The organism is Marinobacter sp. M-5 (assembly GCF_032911545.1).
Classification (GTDB): Bacteria; Pseudomonadota; Gammaproteobacteria; order Pseudomonadales; family Oleiphilaceae; genus Marinobacter; species Marinobacter goseongensis.
On sequence record NZ_JAWJEK010000003.1, the window covers coordinates 406,882 to 423,622 of the forward strand.

At 60.0% G+C, this 16,741-nt stretch carries 15 protein-coding genes; 5 read left to right on the forward strand and 10 right to left on the reverse strand.

Annotation, left to right across the window (positions count from 1 at the left end):
* Positions 1–2: 2 nt before the first annotated feature.
* A complete protein-coding gene (locus tag R0125_RS15040; protein WP_248184103.1) occupies positions 3–800 on the reverse strand; it encodes a sulfite exporter TauE/SafE family protein in 798 nt (265 codons plus the stop codon).
* An 85-nt stretch (positions 801–885) separates the two neighbouring features.
* Between R0125_RS15040 and R0125_RS15045 the strand changes: the two genes are divergently transcribed.
* The 4 genes from R0125_RS15045 (at position 886) to dxs (ending at position 4,874) form a co-directional block, all read left to right on the forward strand.
* Positions 886–1,662, forward strand: coding sequence for an NRDE family protein (locus tag R0125_RS15045; RefSeq protein WP_248184102.1), 777 nt, complete (start codon positions 886–888; stop codon positions 1,660–1,662).
* 54 nt (positions 1,663–1,716) lie between these two features.
* The gene (locus R0125_RS15050; protein WP_248184100.1) at positions 1,717–1,971 is read left to right on the forward strand and encodes an exodeoxyribonuclease VII small subunit; all 255 of its coding nucleotides are present in this window, start codon (positions 1,717–1,719) and stop codon (positions 1,969–1,971) included.
* The gene (locus tag R0125_RS15055; protein WP_317238698.1) at positions 1,971–2,870 is read left to right on the forward strand and encodes a farnesyl diphosphate synthase; all 900 of its coding nucleotides are present in this window, start codon (positions 1,971–1,973) and stop codon (positions 2,868–2,870) included. Before R0125_RS15050 ends, R0125_RS15055 begins: the two co-directional genes overlap by 1 nt.
* A gap of 72 nt (positions 2,871–2,942) precedes the next feature.
* The gene (dxs, locus tag R0125_RS15060) at positions 2,943–4,874 is read left to right on the forward strand and encodes a 1-deoxy-D-xylulose-5-phosphate synthase (RefSeq protein WP_317238699.1); all 1,932 of its coding nucleotides are present in this window, start codon (positions 2,943–2,945) and stop codon (positions 4,872–4,874) included.
* Between the two features lie 44 nt (positions 4,875–4,918).
* Here the strand turns inward: dxs and ribA are convergent, their stop codons facing one another.
* From ribA to R0125_RS15090, 6 genes are all read right to left on the reverse strand, one after another.
* On the reverse strand, positions 4,919–5,533 hold the full coding sequence (ribA, locus tag R0125_RS15065; protein WP_248184096.1) for a GTP cyclohydrolase II: 615 nt from the start codon (positions 5,531–5,533) through the stop codon (positions 4,919–4,921).
* Positions 5,534–5,642: 109 nt separating this feature from the next.
* Positions 5,643–6,131 carry a cyclic pyranopterin monophosphate synthase MoaC gene (moaC, locus tag R0125_RS15070; RefSeq protein ID WP_317238700.1) on the reverse strand — a complete coding sequence of 163 codons (489 nt, stop codon included), beginning with the start codon at positions 6,129–6,131 and terminating at the stop codon, positions 5,643–5,645.
* A gap of 106 nt (positions 6,132–6,237) precedes the next feature.
* Positions 6,238–7,194, reverse strand: a complete 957-nt coding sequence (locus tag R0125_RS15075) for a Nudix family hydrolase (protein ID WP_317238701.1) — start codon at positions 7,192–7,194, stop codon at positions 6,238–6,240.
* A 2-nt stretch (positions 7,195–7,196) separates the two neighbouring features.
* Positions 7,197–8,414: a bifunctional glutamate N-acetyltransferase/amino-acid acetyltransferase ArgJ gene (argJ, locus tag R0125_RS15080; RefSeq protein ID WP_248184094.1), complete on the reverse strand. Its 1,218-nt coding sequence runs from the start codon at positions 8,412–8,414 to the stop codon at positions 7,197–7,199.
* A gap of 105 nt (positions 8,415–8,519) precedes the next feature.
* Positions 8,520–11,258, reverse strand: coding sequence for a preprotein translocase subunit SecA (gene secA / locus R0125_RS15085; protein ID WP_317238702.1), 2,739 nt, complete (start codon positions 11,256–11,258; stop codon positions 8,520–8,522).
* Between the two features lie 193 nt (positions 11,259–11,451).
* Positions 11,452–12,408 carry a M23 family metallopeptidase gene (locus R0125_RS15090; RefSeq protein WP_317238703.1) on the reverse strand — a complete coding sequence of 319 codons (957 nt, stop codon included), beginning with the start codon at positions 12,406–12,408 and terminating at the stop codon, positions 11,452–11,454.
* 213 nt (positions 12,409–12,621) lie between these two features.
* On the opposite strand from R0125_RS15090, the gene R0125_RS15095 reads away from it, so the two are divergent.
* Positions 12,622–13,068, forward strand: a complete 447-nt coding sequence (locus R0125_RS15095) for a DciA family protein (RefSeq protein WP_317238704.1) — start codon at positions 12,622–12,624, stop codon at positions 13,066–13,068.
* Between the two features lie 11 nt (positions 13,069–13,079).
* Here the strand turns inward: R0125_RS15095 and lpxC are convergent, their stop codons facing one another.
* From lpxC to ftsA, 3 genes are all read right to left on the reverse strand, one after another.
* Positions 13,080–13,997 carry a UDP-3-O-acyl-N-acetylglucosamine deacetylase gene (gene lpxC, locus R0125_RS15100; protein ID WP_248184087.1) on the reverse strand — a complete coding sequence of 306 codons (918 nt, stop codon included), beginning with the start codon at positions 13,995–13,997 and terminating at the stop codon, positions 13,080–13,082.
* Positions 13,998–14,209: 212 nt separating this feature from the next.
* The gene (gene ftsZ, locus R0125_RS15105; RefSeq protein ID WP_317238705.1) at positions 14,210–15,367 is read right to left on the reverse strand and encodes a cell division protein FtsZ; all 1,158 of its coding nucleotides are present in this window, start codon (positions 15,365–15,367) and stop codon (positions 14,210–14,212) included.
* A gap of 103 nt (positions 15,368–15,470) precedes the next feature.
* Positions 15,471–16,706 (reverse strand): cell division protein FtsA, encoded by a 1,236-nt coding sequence (gene ftsA / locus R0125_RS15110; RefSeq protein WP_248184083.1) that lies wholly within the window; start codon positions 16,704–16,706, stop codon positions 15,471–15,473.
* Positions 16,707–16,741: the final 35 nt, after the last annotated feature.

The following is a 16,741-nucleotide window of genomic DNA, read 5'->3' on the forward strand; positions in this document are numbered from 1 at the left end:
TCTCAGCTCAGAAGAAAGCGGATGCCGATCAGAATCAGCATGATGGCAAAAACTCGTTTCAGAAGACGGGCGTTCAGCCGGTGCGCCAGATTGGCGCCCACCCTGGCAAACCATACGCTGGTCAGGATAATTCCCAGCAGCGCCGGCAAATAGATGAACCCGACACTCAGCTCCGGCAGGTGTTCGTTACCCCACCCGGTCGCCATATTGCCCAGGGCTCCGGCGGCGGCGATGGGCAGCCCGCAGGCTGCCGAGGTACCCACCGCCTGCTGCATCCTGACGTTGCACCAGCTCAGGTACGGCACCGTCAGCGTGCCACCGCCGATGCCAAAAATGGCGGAAGCCCAGCCGATGCCGGCGCCGGCAACGCCCAGACCGGTCGCACCCGGCACCATGCGTCCGGGTTTCGGATTGACTTCAAGAAGCATCTTGATGGCCACCACAATGACAAACACACCGATGACAAGTTCCAATGCCGGGCCGCTGAGCAGGGAGGCTGTCCAGGCACCCACCAGCGCGCCGACGATAATTCCGCCGGTCATGGGCCTGAATATCTCCCAGCGCACCGCTGCGTGCAGGTGGTGGGACCGGATCGAGCTGAGCGACGTAAACACAATGGTGGCCAGAGAGGTGCCCACTGCCATATGGGCGGCCACCTCGGAACTGATACCCTGAAGCCCGAAACTGAAAATCAGCACCGGGACGATCACCAGGCCACCGCCAATTCCGAAAAGCCCGGCCAAGGTTCCGGCGAACGCACCCAGTGCGAGATACAGGCCAATTACACTCAACAGGGTCATGCTACCGTCACACCCGGACAATTAGTGAGGCTGGTATGATACACACCGACGCAGCCGAGATCATTATGAGAGCGCCCCGAAACCTATGTGCCTGATTGCCTTTTCCGTGGGACAACATCCGGACTATCCGCTGGTGGTTGCCGCCAACCGCGACGAGTTTTTCCGTCGACCCACCGCTGCCATGACATGGTGGTCGAGCGGCGACACGCCGTCGGTACTGGCGGGCCGCGATCTGCTTTCCGGCGGCACCTGGCTGGCCGTCACCCGACGTGGCGAGGTGGCCGCCGTTACCAACGTGCGCGAAGGCAGCGCCGAAACCGGTCGAATCAGTCGCGGCGAGCTGCCGCTGCGGGCGCTGGCCGAGCCCGAACACCCGCTTCAAAAGCGTCTGACGGAACAACAGGCGGACTACTCCGGATTCAACCTGATCCGCCTGAACCCTGACGATGGCTGGTATTTCAGTAATCGCGACGCCCATCCCGGCCGTCACCTGCACCGGGGCACCTATGGACTCAGCAATCATCTGTTGCAGAGCCCGTGGCCGAAACTGCTCAGGTTGCGCAACGCCGTGGCGGATACTCTGGCGGCGACACCGCCCGGTGCGTCCGAGGGCCTGCACCAGGCGCTGATCCCGCTGCTGAAAGACACCGCTCCGGCGCCGGACCCGGACCTGCCGGATACCGGCGTGGGACTGGAAACCGAACGTTTTCTGTCCTCCCCATTCATCGTCGGCAGCGATTATGGCACCCGTGCGACCACGGTTGTGTCGGTCAGCCGCAGCGGGGAAATCCGCGTCACCGAGCAAAGTTGGGGACCGATGGGCCAGGCCGGCGAACAACGTCAGTTCTGTTGGCAGCGATAGCGCCGAACCTTTGTTATAATCCCGCGGAAACCCGCGAAGCAACCGGAGGCCCTGATGGCCGGTGAACAAGGCGCAACATCCATCGCCGACTTTGAAAAATCCCTTGATGAGCTGGAAAAACTGGTTCGCGACCTCGAACAGGGTGAACTCTCTCTCGAGCAGTCACTGGCGGCATTCGAGCGCGGCGTGAAGCTGACCCGCGAATGTCAGCAGGCGCTCAAATCCGCTGAGCAGCGGGTTGAGCAGCTGGTTCAGAACAGCGATGGCACCCTCGAGACCCGACCGTTCACGCCGGATGACCCTGCCTGATGACCGCACAGCCCTTCCTTGCGGAAAGCTTTCTGGAAACCGCCCGCGCGCGGGTCGATGCCGAACTGGAACGGCGAATCGAAGCTGACGGCCATCCCTCCGACCGGCTGCAGCAGGCCATGCGGTATGGCGTTCTGGGCGGCGGCAAACGCATTCGCCCTGCGTTGTGCCTCGCAGCGGCAGTGGCGGTGGGTGAGCCCGCGGACAACGCACTGGTTCCGGCCTGCGCACTGGAGCTGATACATGCGTACTCACTGATACATGACGATCTGCCAGCCATGGACAACGACGAATTGCGTCGCGGCCGCCCCACCGCTCACATTGCCTTTGATGAAGCCACCGCCATCCTCGCCGGCGACGCCCTGCAGGCTATGGCCTTCGACTGGCTGGCCGCGGCACCGGGTCTGAATGACACCGTACGACTGTCCATGGTCCGCGAACTGGCCCGGGCAAGTGGTCATGGCGGCATGGTGGGCGGCCAGGCCATCGATCTCGCATCGGTGGGCAAGGCCCTGTCGATCACCGAACTCGAAACCATGCATCGCCACAAGACCGGCGCACTGATTGAGGCCAGCGTACGCATGGGCGCGTTGACAGCAGCGCACGTAACAAAGCAGCAGCTGGCCGATCTGGGCCAGTATGCCCGCGCACTCGGGCTGGCGTTCCAGGTGCAGGACGACCTGCTGGACGTCGAGGGGGACACGTCGGTCATCGGCAAGCCCCAGGGCTCCGACGTTGCCCGCGGCAAGCCGACCTTCCCGGCACTCCTCGGCATTCAGGGTGCTCGGGATCACCTGTCGCAACAGAAAAAACTGGCCCACGACAGCCTCGCCGGTTTCGGCTCCGAGGCAGATCCTTTGCGGGCCATTGCGGATTATGTCGTTGCCCGCACCCATTGATTGATCCAGTGCCGGAAGCGCACACTATCATTCTCTGACTAGCCACACACAGACCGGAATAGACCCGAGCAAATGCAGGACACATATATTTTCAAGGAAATCCCGCCCCAGCGGCCCCATACGCCGCTACTGGACAGGATAGAGACTCCGGACCAGTTGCGGATATTGCCGGCGGAGCAATTAACCCGCCTCGCCCGGGAGCTGCGGGCATTTCTGTTGTGGTCGGTTGGCCAGACCGGGGGCCACTTCGGTGCCGGTCTTGGGGTCCTCGAGCTCACCGTCGCTCTACATTATGTGTTCAACACGCCACGGGACCGCCTGGTGTGGGACGTGGGGCATCAGGCCTATCCGCACAAGATTCTGACCGGGCGTCGTGAGCAGATGGGCACGATTCGCCGTAAAGGCGGCCTTGCCGGCTTCCCCAAGCGCGCGGAGAGCGACTACGATACCTTCGGCGTTGGCCACTCCAGCACCTCGATCAGTGCCGCGCTGGGCATGGCGCTGGCGGCCCGCATGCAGAACACCGGGCGCAAGAGCATCGCTGTCATCGGCGATGGTGCAATGACCGCCGGCATGGCGTTCGAGGCGCTCAACCACGCCGGTCACCTGCACGCCGACATGCTGGTGGTGCTGAACGACAACGACATGTCCATTTCCCGAAACGTCGGCGGCCTATCCAACTATTTCGCCAAACTGCTGGCGAGCCGCACTTACAATCAGGTGCGGGACAGCAGCAAGAAGGTTCTGCAGGGCGCACCCAACCTGAGGGCGCTGGCAAAGAAGACCGAAGAGCATTTCAAGGGCATGATCGCCCCCGGCACCCTGTTCGAGGAGCTGGGCTTCAACTACATTGGCCCCATCGATGGCCATGACCTGCCTCTGCTGGTCGAGACCCTGGAAAACATTCGCGAGCTGGACGGCCCGCAGTTCCTCCACGTGGTCACCACCAAAGGCAAGGGCTTTGCCCCGGCTGAGGCCGACCCGATTGGCTATCACGCCATCAACAAGATCGAGCCAGTACCGCCCAGCAAACCGGAACCGGTCAAACCCAAGGCCTCGAAACCCAAATACGCCAACGTTTTTGGCCAGTGGCTGTGTGACGCCGCCGAACAGGATCATCGCGTGGTGGGCATTACCCCGGCAATGTGCGAAGGATCGGACCTGCTGGCGTTTTCCGAACGTTTTCCGGACCGCTACCACGATGTTGCTATTGCCGAGCAGCACGCGGTGACGCTTGCGGCGGGACTTGCCTGCGACGGTACCAAACCGGTGGTGGCGATCTATTCCACGTTTCTACAGCGGGCATACGACCAGCTGATCCACGACGTGGCCATCCAGAACCTGGATGTACTGTTTGCCATCGACCGTGCCGGTCTGGTGGGCGAGGATGGGCCAACTCACGCCGGGGCATTCGATATCAGCTATCTGCGCTGCATCCCCAACATGGTGGTAATGACTCCGTCTGATGAGAACGAGACCCGACAGCTGCTGCACACCGGACTGATGTTCGACGGCCCGGCCGCGGTCCGCTACCCCAGGGGCACCGGCCCGGGCGCGGTCATTGCGCAGGAACTGACGCCACTGCCCATCGGTAAGGGACGCGTTGTCAGGGAGGGGCGCGAGGTGGCGATACTGAATTTCGGTACCCTGCTGGCACCGGCGCTGGACGCCGCCGTGGCACTCGGGGCTACCGTGGTGGACATGCGCTTTGTCAAACCGCTGGACGAAGAGCTGGTGCTCTCATTGGCCGCTCGACACAACCTGCTGGTAACACTGGAAGAAAATGCAATCGCGGGTGGCGCCGGCAGTGCTGTGACCGAATGCCTCAACCACCGCGAGGTGTGTCTGCCGGTGTTGCAACTGGGGCTTCCGGACACCTTCATAGATCATGGCAAGCATGGCGAGCTGTTGCAGAACTGCGGGCTGGATGCCGAGGGCATTGGTCGTGCCATTAGCGCGAGGCTGGAGCGCTTGCGCCACCAGACACTGAAAGCCGTCCGGTAGTCATTCACCCATCCGGCTGTCCGACAGCGGGATGGGTGAAGGGCTCAGCCTTCGGGGTCGTCGTCCTGGTGAGTTTCAAGCCAGTGGCCCAGCTTGCTTTGCTTGGTATCGAGATAATGCTCGTTGTGAGGATTGCGGCCAACGTGCAGTTGTACCCGCTCGGTTATCGCGATGCCGTAGGACGTCAATGCATCCACCTTGCGCGGGTTGTTGGTCATCAGGCGCAGGCTTGAGATACCAAGATGCTCGAGCATGTCCTTGCACATGCTGTAGTCACGCAGATCCGCTGCAAAACCCAACTTCTCGTTCGCTTCAACGGTGTCAGCACCCTGATCCTGCAAATTGTAGGCGCGGATCTTGTTCAGCAGGCCGATACCACGACCCTCCTGGCGGAGGTACATCAGGATACCGCGACCCTCCCGGGCGATGCTTCGCAGTGCTTCCTCCAACTGGTAACCACAATCACAGCGCATGCTGTACAGCGCGTCGCCGGTCAGGCACTCAGAGTGGGTACGCGCCAGCATGGGCTCACTGCTGCTCAGGTCACCCAGCGTCAGAGCGACGTGCTCCTTACCGGTATCCGGCTCTTCGAAGCCGTGCATATCGAATACCCCGAACGGCGTGGGCAACCGGCAAGTCTGGATGTAACGAACAGCCACAGTGTTTCCTCGTGGTTCAATCAATCGGGCCGCACATTCTATCATGGGGCTGCCTTCTTGGCGTAGTCTCTGCACTGTCGCTTCTCCAGCTGTTTTGGTTCATACAGCTTTACGATGCAGGACCCGAAGCAGACCAGTGGCCGCTGCGCCCCCCTTTCTTTTCCAGCAGCCGCACGCCGTCGATTACCATGCCGCGATCGACCGCTTTGCACATATCATACAGTGTCAGCGCTGCCACACTCGCTGCCGTTAATGCCTCCATCTCAACACCAGTCTGTGCCGACAGTTTGCAAAGGGTGAGGATATGCACCGAAGCACCGTCCTCGCCCGGGCTCAGCTCCACTTTCACCGAGCTCAGATTCAGCGAATGGCACAGCGGGATCAGTTCGTGGGTTTTCTTGGCCGCCATGATGCCGGCAATCCTGGCCACCGCCAGTACGTCGCCTTTCGGATGCTGGCCGCCCACGATCATTTCGAGGGTGCCTGGTGCCATACGGATCCAGGCTTCAGCCCGCGCCTCGCGTTCAGTGACTTCCTTTGAGGTCACATCCACCATGCGGGCTTCGCCCTTGTCATCGAGGTGCGTCAGTTTGCTCACGGGCTCTCCTGTGCCCGGTTCACCGGGGCTGATTGAACGAAATTCATGACCTGTCGGGTCCTCATGGTATCAGACTCGACCGCGCGGAAGACGGCCCTGCTGCGGTCTAGACTCCAGGCCACCAGAGACCGATACCCGCAACGCCCTGCCCGCCATTGCGGATGGCGGCATCCCGATCCGCTGGCGTCAGCCCGCCCAGACCATAGACCGGCATGGCCGCCGCCGCGACCTGCTGGCGAAACGCCTCCCACCCCATCACCTCTGCTCCCGGATGGGTGGGCGTTGGCGCGACCGGGCCCAGGGTGACGTAGTCGGCATTCAATGCACGGGCATGGTCAATCTCCGCGGCGTTGTGGCACGACACACCCAGCCATTTCCCGTCCGGGACCGGGCGGGCATGGCACGTCTGCGCCGCCCGCCAGGGCAGATGCAACCCGGCCGCTTCCGGCACGGCGTCGAGACGCTCGCCCCCTCCGTGCAGCAGAACGCCGGTGCCACGATCCCGGCCAATCATCACCAGATCACGCGCGACGGCCTGATATTCAGCAAACTTCAGCCCGGGTGCGCGCAATACCACCAGAGCGGGGCGGGCGAGGTTGACGCGCTCCTCGAATTGGTTGACCAGATCCGCCGAGGTTCGGTAATCGCCCGTAATCGCAAGCCAGGAGGGCAGTCTCAGTGCCCGGATAATCGGCCGGTTGGCAGCGGGAAAATCGCCATCGTGCAATGCCGACAACGGCAACCACTGCACCGGCTGCCCTTCGCGGCCGACCGCATCGCCCGTGGCGTCGTCGGTGCGCCAGACATCAAGAAAGACGCGCTTGTCGCCGTAGTCATGACGGATGCCGATGACCGGGCGCAGCGATGACATGGGAACCTGAAGACCGGTCTCTTCATGGATCTCACGCACCAACGCCTGCTGTACCGTTTCGCCGGCTTCCACCTTGCCACCGGGAAACTCCAGCAAGCCGCCCTGATGGGCATGATCCGGCCGCCGTGCAATCAGCACCCGCCCCTCACGGATGATCACCCCGACCGCCACATGGACTTCCCTACAGACCATGATCAGGTACGGTATTCGGCGTTGATGGTCACATAATCGTGGGAGAAGTCACAGGTCCACACCCGTTCCTGAACTTCGCCCCGTTTGAGATCAATGGCGATGGTAATCTCTTCGCGATCCATCACCGCCTGACCACGGGCCTCGGAGTAATCATCGGCACGACCGCCGTTGCGCACCAGGCAGACATCGCCGAGGTGAATTTCAAGGGCGTTGAGATCGAGGTTGTCGACGCCGGCCCGGCCAACGGCCGCCAGAATCCTGCCCCAGTTAGGATCCGAGGCAAACAGCGCGGTTTTCACCAGCGGTGAATGGGCCACGGTGTAGGCAACATCCAGCGCTTCCTGCTGGCTGTGAGCATGACTGACCTCAATGGTGACAAATTTGGTGGCACCTTCGCCGTCGCGGACGATGGCGTGAGCCAGATCCAGATAAATCTGCTGCAATGCCGCTCGGAGCTTGGGCAACAGCGGGCTGTCGCGGGTAATCTCGGGCCCGCCGTAGCGGCCACTGGCAACCAGCATACATGCGTCGTTGGTGGAGGTGTCACCATCGATGGTGATGCGGTTGAACGATTGCTCTCCCAGCTCGGACGCCAGCGTGGCCAGAGCGTCCGGCGCGATGCTTGCGTCCGTGGCGATAAACCCGAGCATGGTCGCCATGTTCGGGCGAATCATGCCCGCCCCCTTGCTGATGCCGGAAATGGACACCGTGTGGCCATCAAGATCCAGCTGGCAGGACGCTCCCTTGGGGCGGGTGTCGGTCGTCATGATCCCCGAGGCCGCCTCGGCCCAGCGGTTCTCGGCAGTATTTGCCAGTACCGCTGGCAGGGCCGTGATGATCTTTTCCACCGGCAATGGCTCACCGATCACGCCGGTGGAGAACGGCAGCACTGCTGACGGTGACACGCCCGCGGCATCAGCCAGTGCCTGGCAACAGGTCTGGGCATCGTTCATGCCCCGCTCACCGGTACCCGCATTAGCATTGCCGGTATTGATCAGCAGGTATCGTGGCTCGCCCTCGGCCAGATGACGACGGCTGAGTATCACCGGCGCGGCACAGAACTGGTTGCGGGTGAAAATGCCCGCCACCCGACTTCCCGGCTCGAGCTCAAAGATCACCAGATCTTTACGACCGGGCTTCTTGATTCCGGCACTGCCGATACCCAGCCGAACGCCGGCAATCGGAAAAAACTCGGGCAAGGTTCCTGGACCTACTGCCATGGTGACTCTCCTGATGTCTTCGTGAAATCTCTGTCGCGGTAACGAAAAACCCGCAGCCTGACGGGATCAGAGTGCGGGTCATCGGGTGTTTGCCAAGATGCGGAGTTAGCTGACCTTACCGCAACACTGCTTGTACTTCTTGCCGGACCCACAGGGACAGGGCTCATTTCGGCCCACTTTGCGCTCCTGTCGAACAAACGTTTCCGGCGCACCCTGCTGGCTGTCGCTGTCGCCATCCTCCGCCTGTCTCTGGGCCGTGGCACTGGTTTCATCGTGACGCAGCTTGGCCCGGGCCAGCTCACGCTCCAGTTCATCCTTGCGCCGACGCTCAACCTCTTCCATTTCCTCGCGGCTCTGCACCCGCACGTGACTCAACACCCGCGTTACGTCCCGCTTCATGGTCTCAAGCATGGTTTCAAACAGGTTGAAGGCTTCGCGCTTGTATTCCTGCTTCGGGTTTTTCTGGGCATAGCCCCGCAAATGAATACCCCGGCGCAGATGATCCATGTTGGAAAGATGCTCTTTCCACAGGGTATCCATCACCTGCAGGAAGACCTGCTTTTCAAACTTGCGCATGGAGTCTGCGCCGGCCACGGCTTCCTTGGCCTGATACTCGCTGACGATTGCCTCCAGAATCTTCTGGCGCAGGCTCTCCTCGTACAGCTTGTTGTCCTCATCAAGCCACTTCTGCACCGGCAGATCGATGGCCATTTCAGACTGCAACTGGGATTCAAGGCCTGCCACGTCCCACTGCTCCGGCATGCTCTGGGGCGGAATATATTCGCTGACCAGCGCCTCCACCACGTCCTCACGGATGGTGGTCACCATCTCGGAAATATCGTCCGATGACATCACCTCGTTGCGTTGCTCGTAAATCACCGTACGCTGGTCATTGGCCACGTCATCGTATTCCAGCAGGGTTTTCCGCATGTCGAAGTTGCGGCCTTCCACCTTGCGCTGGGATTTTTCGATGGCATTGGTCACCATGCGGTGCTCAATGGCCTCACCCTTCTTCATGCCCATGGCCTGCATCAGGCTCTTGACGCGATCCGGTGCAAAAATACGCATCAGGTTATCTTCCAGCGACAGGAAGAAACGGGAGGAGCCCGGATCACCCTGGCGTCCGGCACGACCGCGCAACTGATTGTCGATGCGGCGGGATTCGTGGCGTTCTGTACCGATGATGTGCAGACCACCGGCGTCCAGTACCTGATTGTGACGCCCGGTCCACTCCGCCTTGATACGCGCGGCCTCTTCTTCGGTCGGGTTTTCTATGTCCGCCACCTCGAACTCCCAGTTACCGCCCAGCACGATGTCGGTACCCCGGCCGGCCATGTTGGTGGCAATGGTCACAGCACCCGGGCGACCAGCCTGGGCAATGATCTGGGCCTCACTTTCGTGCTGCTTGGCGTTCAGGATCTTGTGATCAATCCGCGCCTTTTTCAGCAGCATGGACAGCAGCTCGGACGCCTCGATGGATGCGGTACCCACCAGAATGGGACGACCCTCGGCGGTCACGTCCTTGATTTCATCAATGATGGCGTGAAACTTTTCTTCCTGCGTCAGGTAGATCAGATCGTTGTAATCGATCCGCTGAATCGGCTTGTTGGGCGGAATCACCACCACGTCCAGACCGTAGATCTGGCGGAATTCGAACGCCTCGGTATCGGCGGTGCCGGTCATACCGGCAAGCTTGTCGTAGAGCCGGAAGTAGTTCTGGAAGGTCGTCGAGGCCAGGGTCTGGCTTTCGGCCTGGATCCGTACCCCTTCTTTGGCCTCGATGGCCTGATGCAGGCCTTCACTCCAGCGACGCCCGGGCATGGTGCGACCGGTGTGTTCGTCGACAATCACCACCTGATCGCCCTGAACAATGTAGTCCACATCCTTCTGGAACAGGTGGTGCGCTCGCAGGGCGGAATGCACGTGGTGCAAAAGGCTCAGGTTGGCGGCTGAGTAAAGGCTTTCACCCTCTTTCAGCAGGCCGCGCTCCAGCAGCAGTTCCTCGACCTTTTCGTGGCCGCCCTCGGTAAGTTCCGCCTGACGGGATTTTTCGTCAATGGTGAAGTCGCCGCTGGGCTCGCCCTCCTCGCTGACCTCCCCTTTCTCCAGGTTCGGAATCAGGGTATTGATGGCCTGATAGAGCTTGGAGCTGTCCTCGGCGGCACCGGAGATGATGAGCGGAGTACGGGCCTCGTCAATAAGAATGGAGTCGACCTCGTCGACGATCGCGTAGTGCAGACCGCGCTGGACCTTGTCCTCGGTGCTGAACGCCATATTGTCGCGCAGGTAATCGAAACCGAATTCGTTGTTGGTGCCATAACAGATATCGGCCTGGTAGGCGGCACGCTTTTCCTCCGGTGCCTGGCCGGCCACCACAACGCCTACCTGAAGCCCGAGGAACCGGTACAGCTTACCCATCCAATCGGCATCACGGCGGGCCAGATAGTCGTTAACCGTGACGACATGCACGCCCTTTCCGGGCAACGCATTCAGATACACCGCAGCCGTCGCCACCAGGGTTTTACCCTCGCCGGTCTTCATCTCGGCGATGTGCCCCTCGTGCAGAGTAATACCACCCACCAGCTGGACATCGTAATGACGCATGCCCATGACCCTGCGACTGGCCTCGCGCACGGTGGCAAAGGCCTCCGGCAGAATCGCATCGAGCTTTTCGCCTTCATCAAGCCGGCGGCGGAACTCGGCGGTCTTGCCTTGCAACTCGGTATCGGACAGGTTGCCAAACTGCTCCTCAAGTTCGCTAACGCGCAGCACCGTCTTGCGCATTCTCTTGATTTCTCTGGCGTTTTTACTGCCGAACATCTTCGTTGCAAGCTTTGTGAACATAGACCACTGCTTCTTTGATTAATCGGAGGAAGCCGGCATTCTACCCTTATTTGCCGGCAGTACAAAAGACAGGGCTCACACCGGCGCCATTTGCACGGGTGGCATCACGCTGTCCAAGGTAAGGTCCTGATATTACGGGAGTGGTTATCAAAGGGAAAGGCGCGGGAGCAGGATCAGCTCCCGACTGACGAGATCAGCGGCTGGCGCGCTGGATGTAGGTTTCCGGGTTTTCGGACCTGCCGTTACGAATCACTTCAAAATGCACGTGCGGGCCGGTGGACCGGCCGGTGCTGCCCATCAGAGCAACAACCTGCCCTTTCTGAACCAGGTCCCCGACATTGACCGCTACCGATTTGGCGTGGGCGTACCGAGTGACCAGTCCGTCACCGTGATCGACCTCGACCAGGTTGCCGTAGCCATAGCGCTCGTCCGCGTAGGTCACCACACCGCCAGCCACAGCAATGATGTCACTGCCCTCTTTGCCCGCAAGATCAACACCGGCATGCCAGGTGCGCTTGCCGGTGAAAGGATCCGACCGGTAACCGTAGCGGGAAGACAGCCATCCCCAGGTGATCGGGCGCCCGGCAACGAACAGCTCATCTTCCAGCTTCATGCGGGATGCCAACTGATCCAGCAACCGGAGCTGCTGCTCGCGATCCTCAATACGCCTCGCCAACTGGTCAATCATCGAAGTCAGTTCCGGGGCTGTAAACGAGTCCCCGGAAAGGCCGGCATCTTCCGGGCCACCCACGGCAGCGGGCTGATCAAAATCAAATTCGTCACTGGCCACGAGGCCAGACTCCACAAAGCGCTGACCCAGGGCATCCAGCCTCAGCAAACGCCCCTGCATTTCACCCAGGCGAAGCGTCAGTGCATCAATCTGTTGCTGAACGTTCAGCTCGATCTCCGCCAGCTCGGATTTCTGGGTGTTCAGCTTGGCCTTCCACTCGATCACCAGTTCCGATGGCGTGGGTTCTGCCGCGTCGGCCTGACTCACGGCCACGCGGTAACCTGACCAGCTCGCCACAGCCAGCAGCACGAGGAGAACCACAACCAGTGCAGCAGCAACAGGCGCATTTACTGCGACCACTCGAGATTTGCCGTGGCGCTTGCCAACGAAAATAATATTCATACCGTCTTCTGTTTTCATAGAAGAGCCGCAACCCGATCCTGTAGTGTTGCGCCTCAGAAGTTCTGAGTGGGCCTGCCATCCTTAGCAACAACTACGTTCTTGAAATTATCGCAGTCGCCCGTGGACACTCATGCACAAGACAATGTAAAAAGAGTGTAATACACGGACTGCCGCCAAACTGTACTGAAGTGTAACCAATCGTAACCGGAGTCGTCGAGAGAAAACGCGGCCATGAAAAAGCGATCAGACCTCAAATTGACCCAAGACACCTTTCGTCGTGCCCCGGTGCTTCGCGAATTAATGAACAAAGCGGAACTGCATCAGCAAGCTGAAGCTGTTGTGCTGTCCGCCCTGCCCGATCACCTCGCACTCGGTGCGCGCTTCGTGGCATGTCACGAAGGTGAAATGGTGCTGTCGGCAGAAACTTCCGGCGCCGCCAGCCAGATCCGCTTTCGCCAACACGAGATTATGGAACGTTTACGTAACGAAGAGCTGTTCCGATTTGTCTGGAAACTGAAGGTGAAAGTGGCGCCGGCGCGGTTCCGCAACAAACCAAAATTCAAGAAGGCACCGCTCAGTAACGAAAATGCCCGGCTCCTCAAAGAGGAAGCCGGGCACACGAAGGACAAACAATTACGCGAGGTTCTCGAAAAACTCGCAAACCACGTCCGGGATTAAAGCATCCAGCCTTAAGCCTGGGCCGCCAGCACAGGTTTCATGTAGGAAATCGGAGCCGTGGCCTCGTCGTCAAAGGTTACCACTTCCCACGCATCCTCTTCAGCCCTGAGCTTACGCAGCAGCTTGTTGTTCAGGTCGTGACCGGATTTGATGCCGCGAAATTCGCCAATCAGGCTGTTGCCCAGCAGGTACAGGTCGCCGATAGCATCCAGCACTTTGTGCTTGACGAATTCATCTTCGTAACGGAGACCGTCTTCGTTAAGAATCTTGTAGTCGTCCACCACAATGGCGTTATCCACACTGCCACCCAGGGCCAGGTTCATGGCACGCAGCTTCTCGATATCACGCATGAAACCGAAAGTACGGGCCCGGCTGACCTCTTTCACGAACGACGTGCTGGAGAAGTCAACAGTGGCAGTCTGGGCGCGCCCCTTGAATACTGGGTGATCGAAGTCGATCCCGAAGCTGACCTTGAAGCCTTCAAACGGCAGGAAGGTCGCCTTCTTGTCGTCCTCTTCAATGGTCACTTCGCGCTTGATGCGAATGAAACGCTTGGCAGCGTCCTGCTCGGCGATGCCGGCAGACTGCAGCAGGAACACAAACGGACCGGCTGAACCGTCCATAATGGGCACCTCGGCAGCACTGAGCTCCACAAAGCAGTTATCGATACCGAGACCAGCCATGGCGGACAGCAGATGCTCTACTGTGGCCACACGGACACCGTCTTTCACCAGCGTCGTGGACAGCATGGTCTCACCAACATTTTCGGCGCAGGCGCGAATCTCGACCATCGGGTCCAGATCGGTTCTGCGGAAAATGATCCCTGAATCAACGGGTGCGGGCTTCAGGGTCAGGTAAACCTTTTCCCCCGAGTGCAACCCCACACCGGTTGCACGGATAGTGTTTTTAAGTGTCCGTTGTCTGATCATCGGTTCATCATTCCGTCACAAATTGGCGATATTCTGGGCAAAATTATGCTCGGAGAATATCAGAAAGTCAGACTGAGTACCATTTAACCAATCTGGCTTTGCCTGAAATTTACAATAAGCCCACACACGGCAATCCAATGCACGCTTAACCCGGCATTGTGGCTCTCTGGTTCGTCAGAAAACCGGGACCGGATCACACCTGCACTAGATTATCAATCAGCCTGACGGCGAAGGAATGCGGGAATATCGAGATAGTCGACTCCCTGCTCTTCGCTTTCCGTGCTCTGATCGATTGCCACATTACCATGAGCCACCGCACGACGACGCAGCACTGCAGGCCGATCCAGCTGGTTGTAATCGGTCTTGCCGTCCAGGGAGCGGGTATTATCCACCACCTTGGTCGGTTTTTCGCGATCACCGCCGAGGCCGGTCGCGACCACAGTCACTTTCAGCTCGTCTGTCATTTCCGGATCAATAACAGTACCCACGACCACGGTCGCGGAATCCGACGCGAACTCACGCACAATGTCGCCAACCTCGGAGAACTCGCCCAGATTGAGGTCCATGCCGGCAGTGATGTTGACCAGAATACCCTTCGCGCCCTGCAGGTTGATATCTTCCAGCAGCGGGCTGCGGATGGCCGCCTCGGCCGCTTCGCGGGCACGGTTTTCGCCGGTTGCGCGGGCGGTGCCCATCATCGCCATGCCCATTTCGGACATTACGGTTTTCACGTCGGCAAAGTCGACGTTGATCATGCCGTTGCGGGTAATCAGGTCGGCAATGCCCTGAACCGCACCCAGCAGCACGTCGTTGGCCGCGGCAAAGGCGTCCAGCAGGCTGGTCTTCTTGCCCATGACCGCCAACAGCTTCTCGTTGGGAATGGTGATCAAGGAGTCAACGCTCTCTTCCAGCTCCTTCAGACCGGACTCCGCCACGCTCATGCGCTTGCCGCCTTCAAACTGGAACGGCTTGGTCACCACGGCCACGGTCAGAATGCCCAGCTCGCGAGCCACCTCGGCCACCACAGGCGCTGCGCCGGTGCCGGTGCCGCCGCCCATGCCGGCGGTAATAAAGACCATATCGGCGCCCTTGATGGCCTCGGCAATACGGTCACGGTCTTCCAGGGCCGACTGGCGCCCCACTTCCGGGTTTGCACCTGCGCCCAGGCCCTTGGTGATGTTGCCACCCAGCTGGATGATCTGGCGGGCGTCCATATCAAACAGAGCCTGCGCATCGGTATTGGCGCAGATGAATTCCACACCTTCAATGTCACTGTTAAGCATGTGACGAACGGCGTTGCCGCCACCGCCACCTACACCCACTACTTTAATGACAGCGTTTTGCTGGACATTATCGACGAGTTCAAACATTCCCCTACTCCTTCGTGCTGTTTTCAGCCTTGTGCCAGGCCGTTTGTTCGAGATTGTGTTTTCGAGATACCTTCGTTTCTTTCTTTACTGCCACCCGGCGCCGTCAGAAATGACCGGTAAACCAGGCTTTCATGCGCTCCAACAGCGAGGGTGCTTCTTCACCCTTGAGCACCGGTGTCCGTCCCAGATCCATCTGGCGGAAACCATGAATCAACAGCCCCACGCCGGTAGCGTAGATCGGGTTGTTGACCACTTCCGTCATGCCGGAGACCCTCTGTGGACAGGCGAGCCTGACCGGCATATGGAAGATTTCCTCAGCCAGCTCCACCACCCCTTCCATGGTAGAGGAACCACCTGTGATCACGATGCCTGCGGGGATGAGGTCCTCGAATCCGGACCGGCGCAGCTCCGACTGCACGAGGGTAAACAACTCCTCGTAGCGAGGCTCCACCACCTCGGCCAGGGCCTGGCGCGAAAGATCCCGCGGCGCGCGATCTCCGACGCTGGGCACTTTGATGGTCTCATCCGCGCCGGCCAGTTGAGTCAGCGCACAGGCATACTTGATCTTGATCTCTTCGGCGTTCTGCGTGGGCGTGCGCAACGCCATGGCAATGTCATTGGTGACCTGGTCGCCGGCGATGGGGATCACCGCGGTGTGACGGATCGCACCACCGGTGAACACTGCGATGTCGGTGGTACCGCCACCGATATCCACCACACACACGCCCAGCTCTTTTTCGTCCTCGGTGAGAATCGCGTGGCTGGAGGCCAACTGCTCGAGGATGATGTCATCCACTTCGAGGCCGCAGCGCTTGACGCACTTCTCGATGTTCTGGGCGGCGTTGACGGCACAGGTCACCAGATGCACCTTGGCTTCCAGACGCACGCCGGACATGCCCATGGGCTCTTTGATGCCTTCCTGGCTGTCGATGACGAACTCCTGAGGCAGAATGTGGAGGATCTTCTGGTCCGCCGGAATCGCCACCGCCTGGGCAGCGTCAATCACCCGGTCGATATCCGCCTGGGTCACTTCCCGGTCACGGATGGCGACAATGCCATGGGAGTTCAGACTCTTGATGTGACTGCCGGCGATGCCGGCGTACACCGAATGGATCCGGCACCCCGCCATGAGCTCGGCCTCTTCGACAGCGCGCTGGATGGCCTGCACGGTGGTTTCGATATTCACCACCACACCACGCTTCAGCCCCCGTGACGGGTGCGAGCCAATGCCCACCACCTCAATGGTCCCGTCCATTTTGCGCTTGCCGACAATCGCAACCACCTTGGAGGTTCCGATATCGAGGCCGACAATCATGTTTTCCGTTTCAACCGATGACATGTGTTTCACCAAACCGTAGGTCTGAATTTGACGTT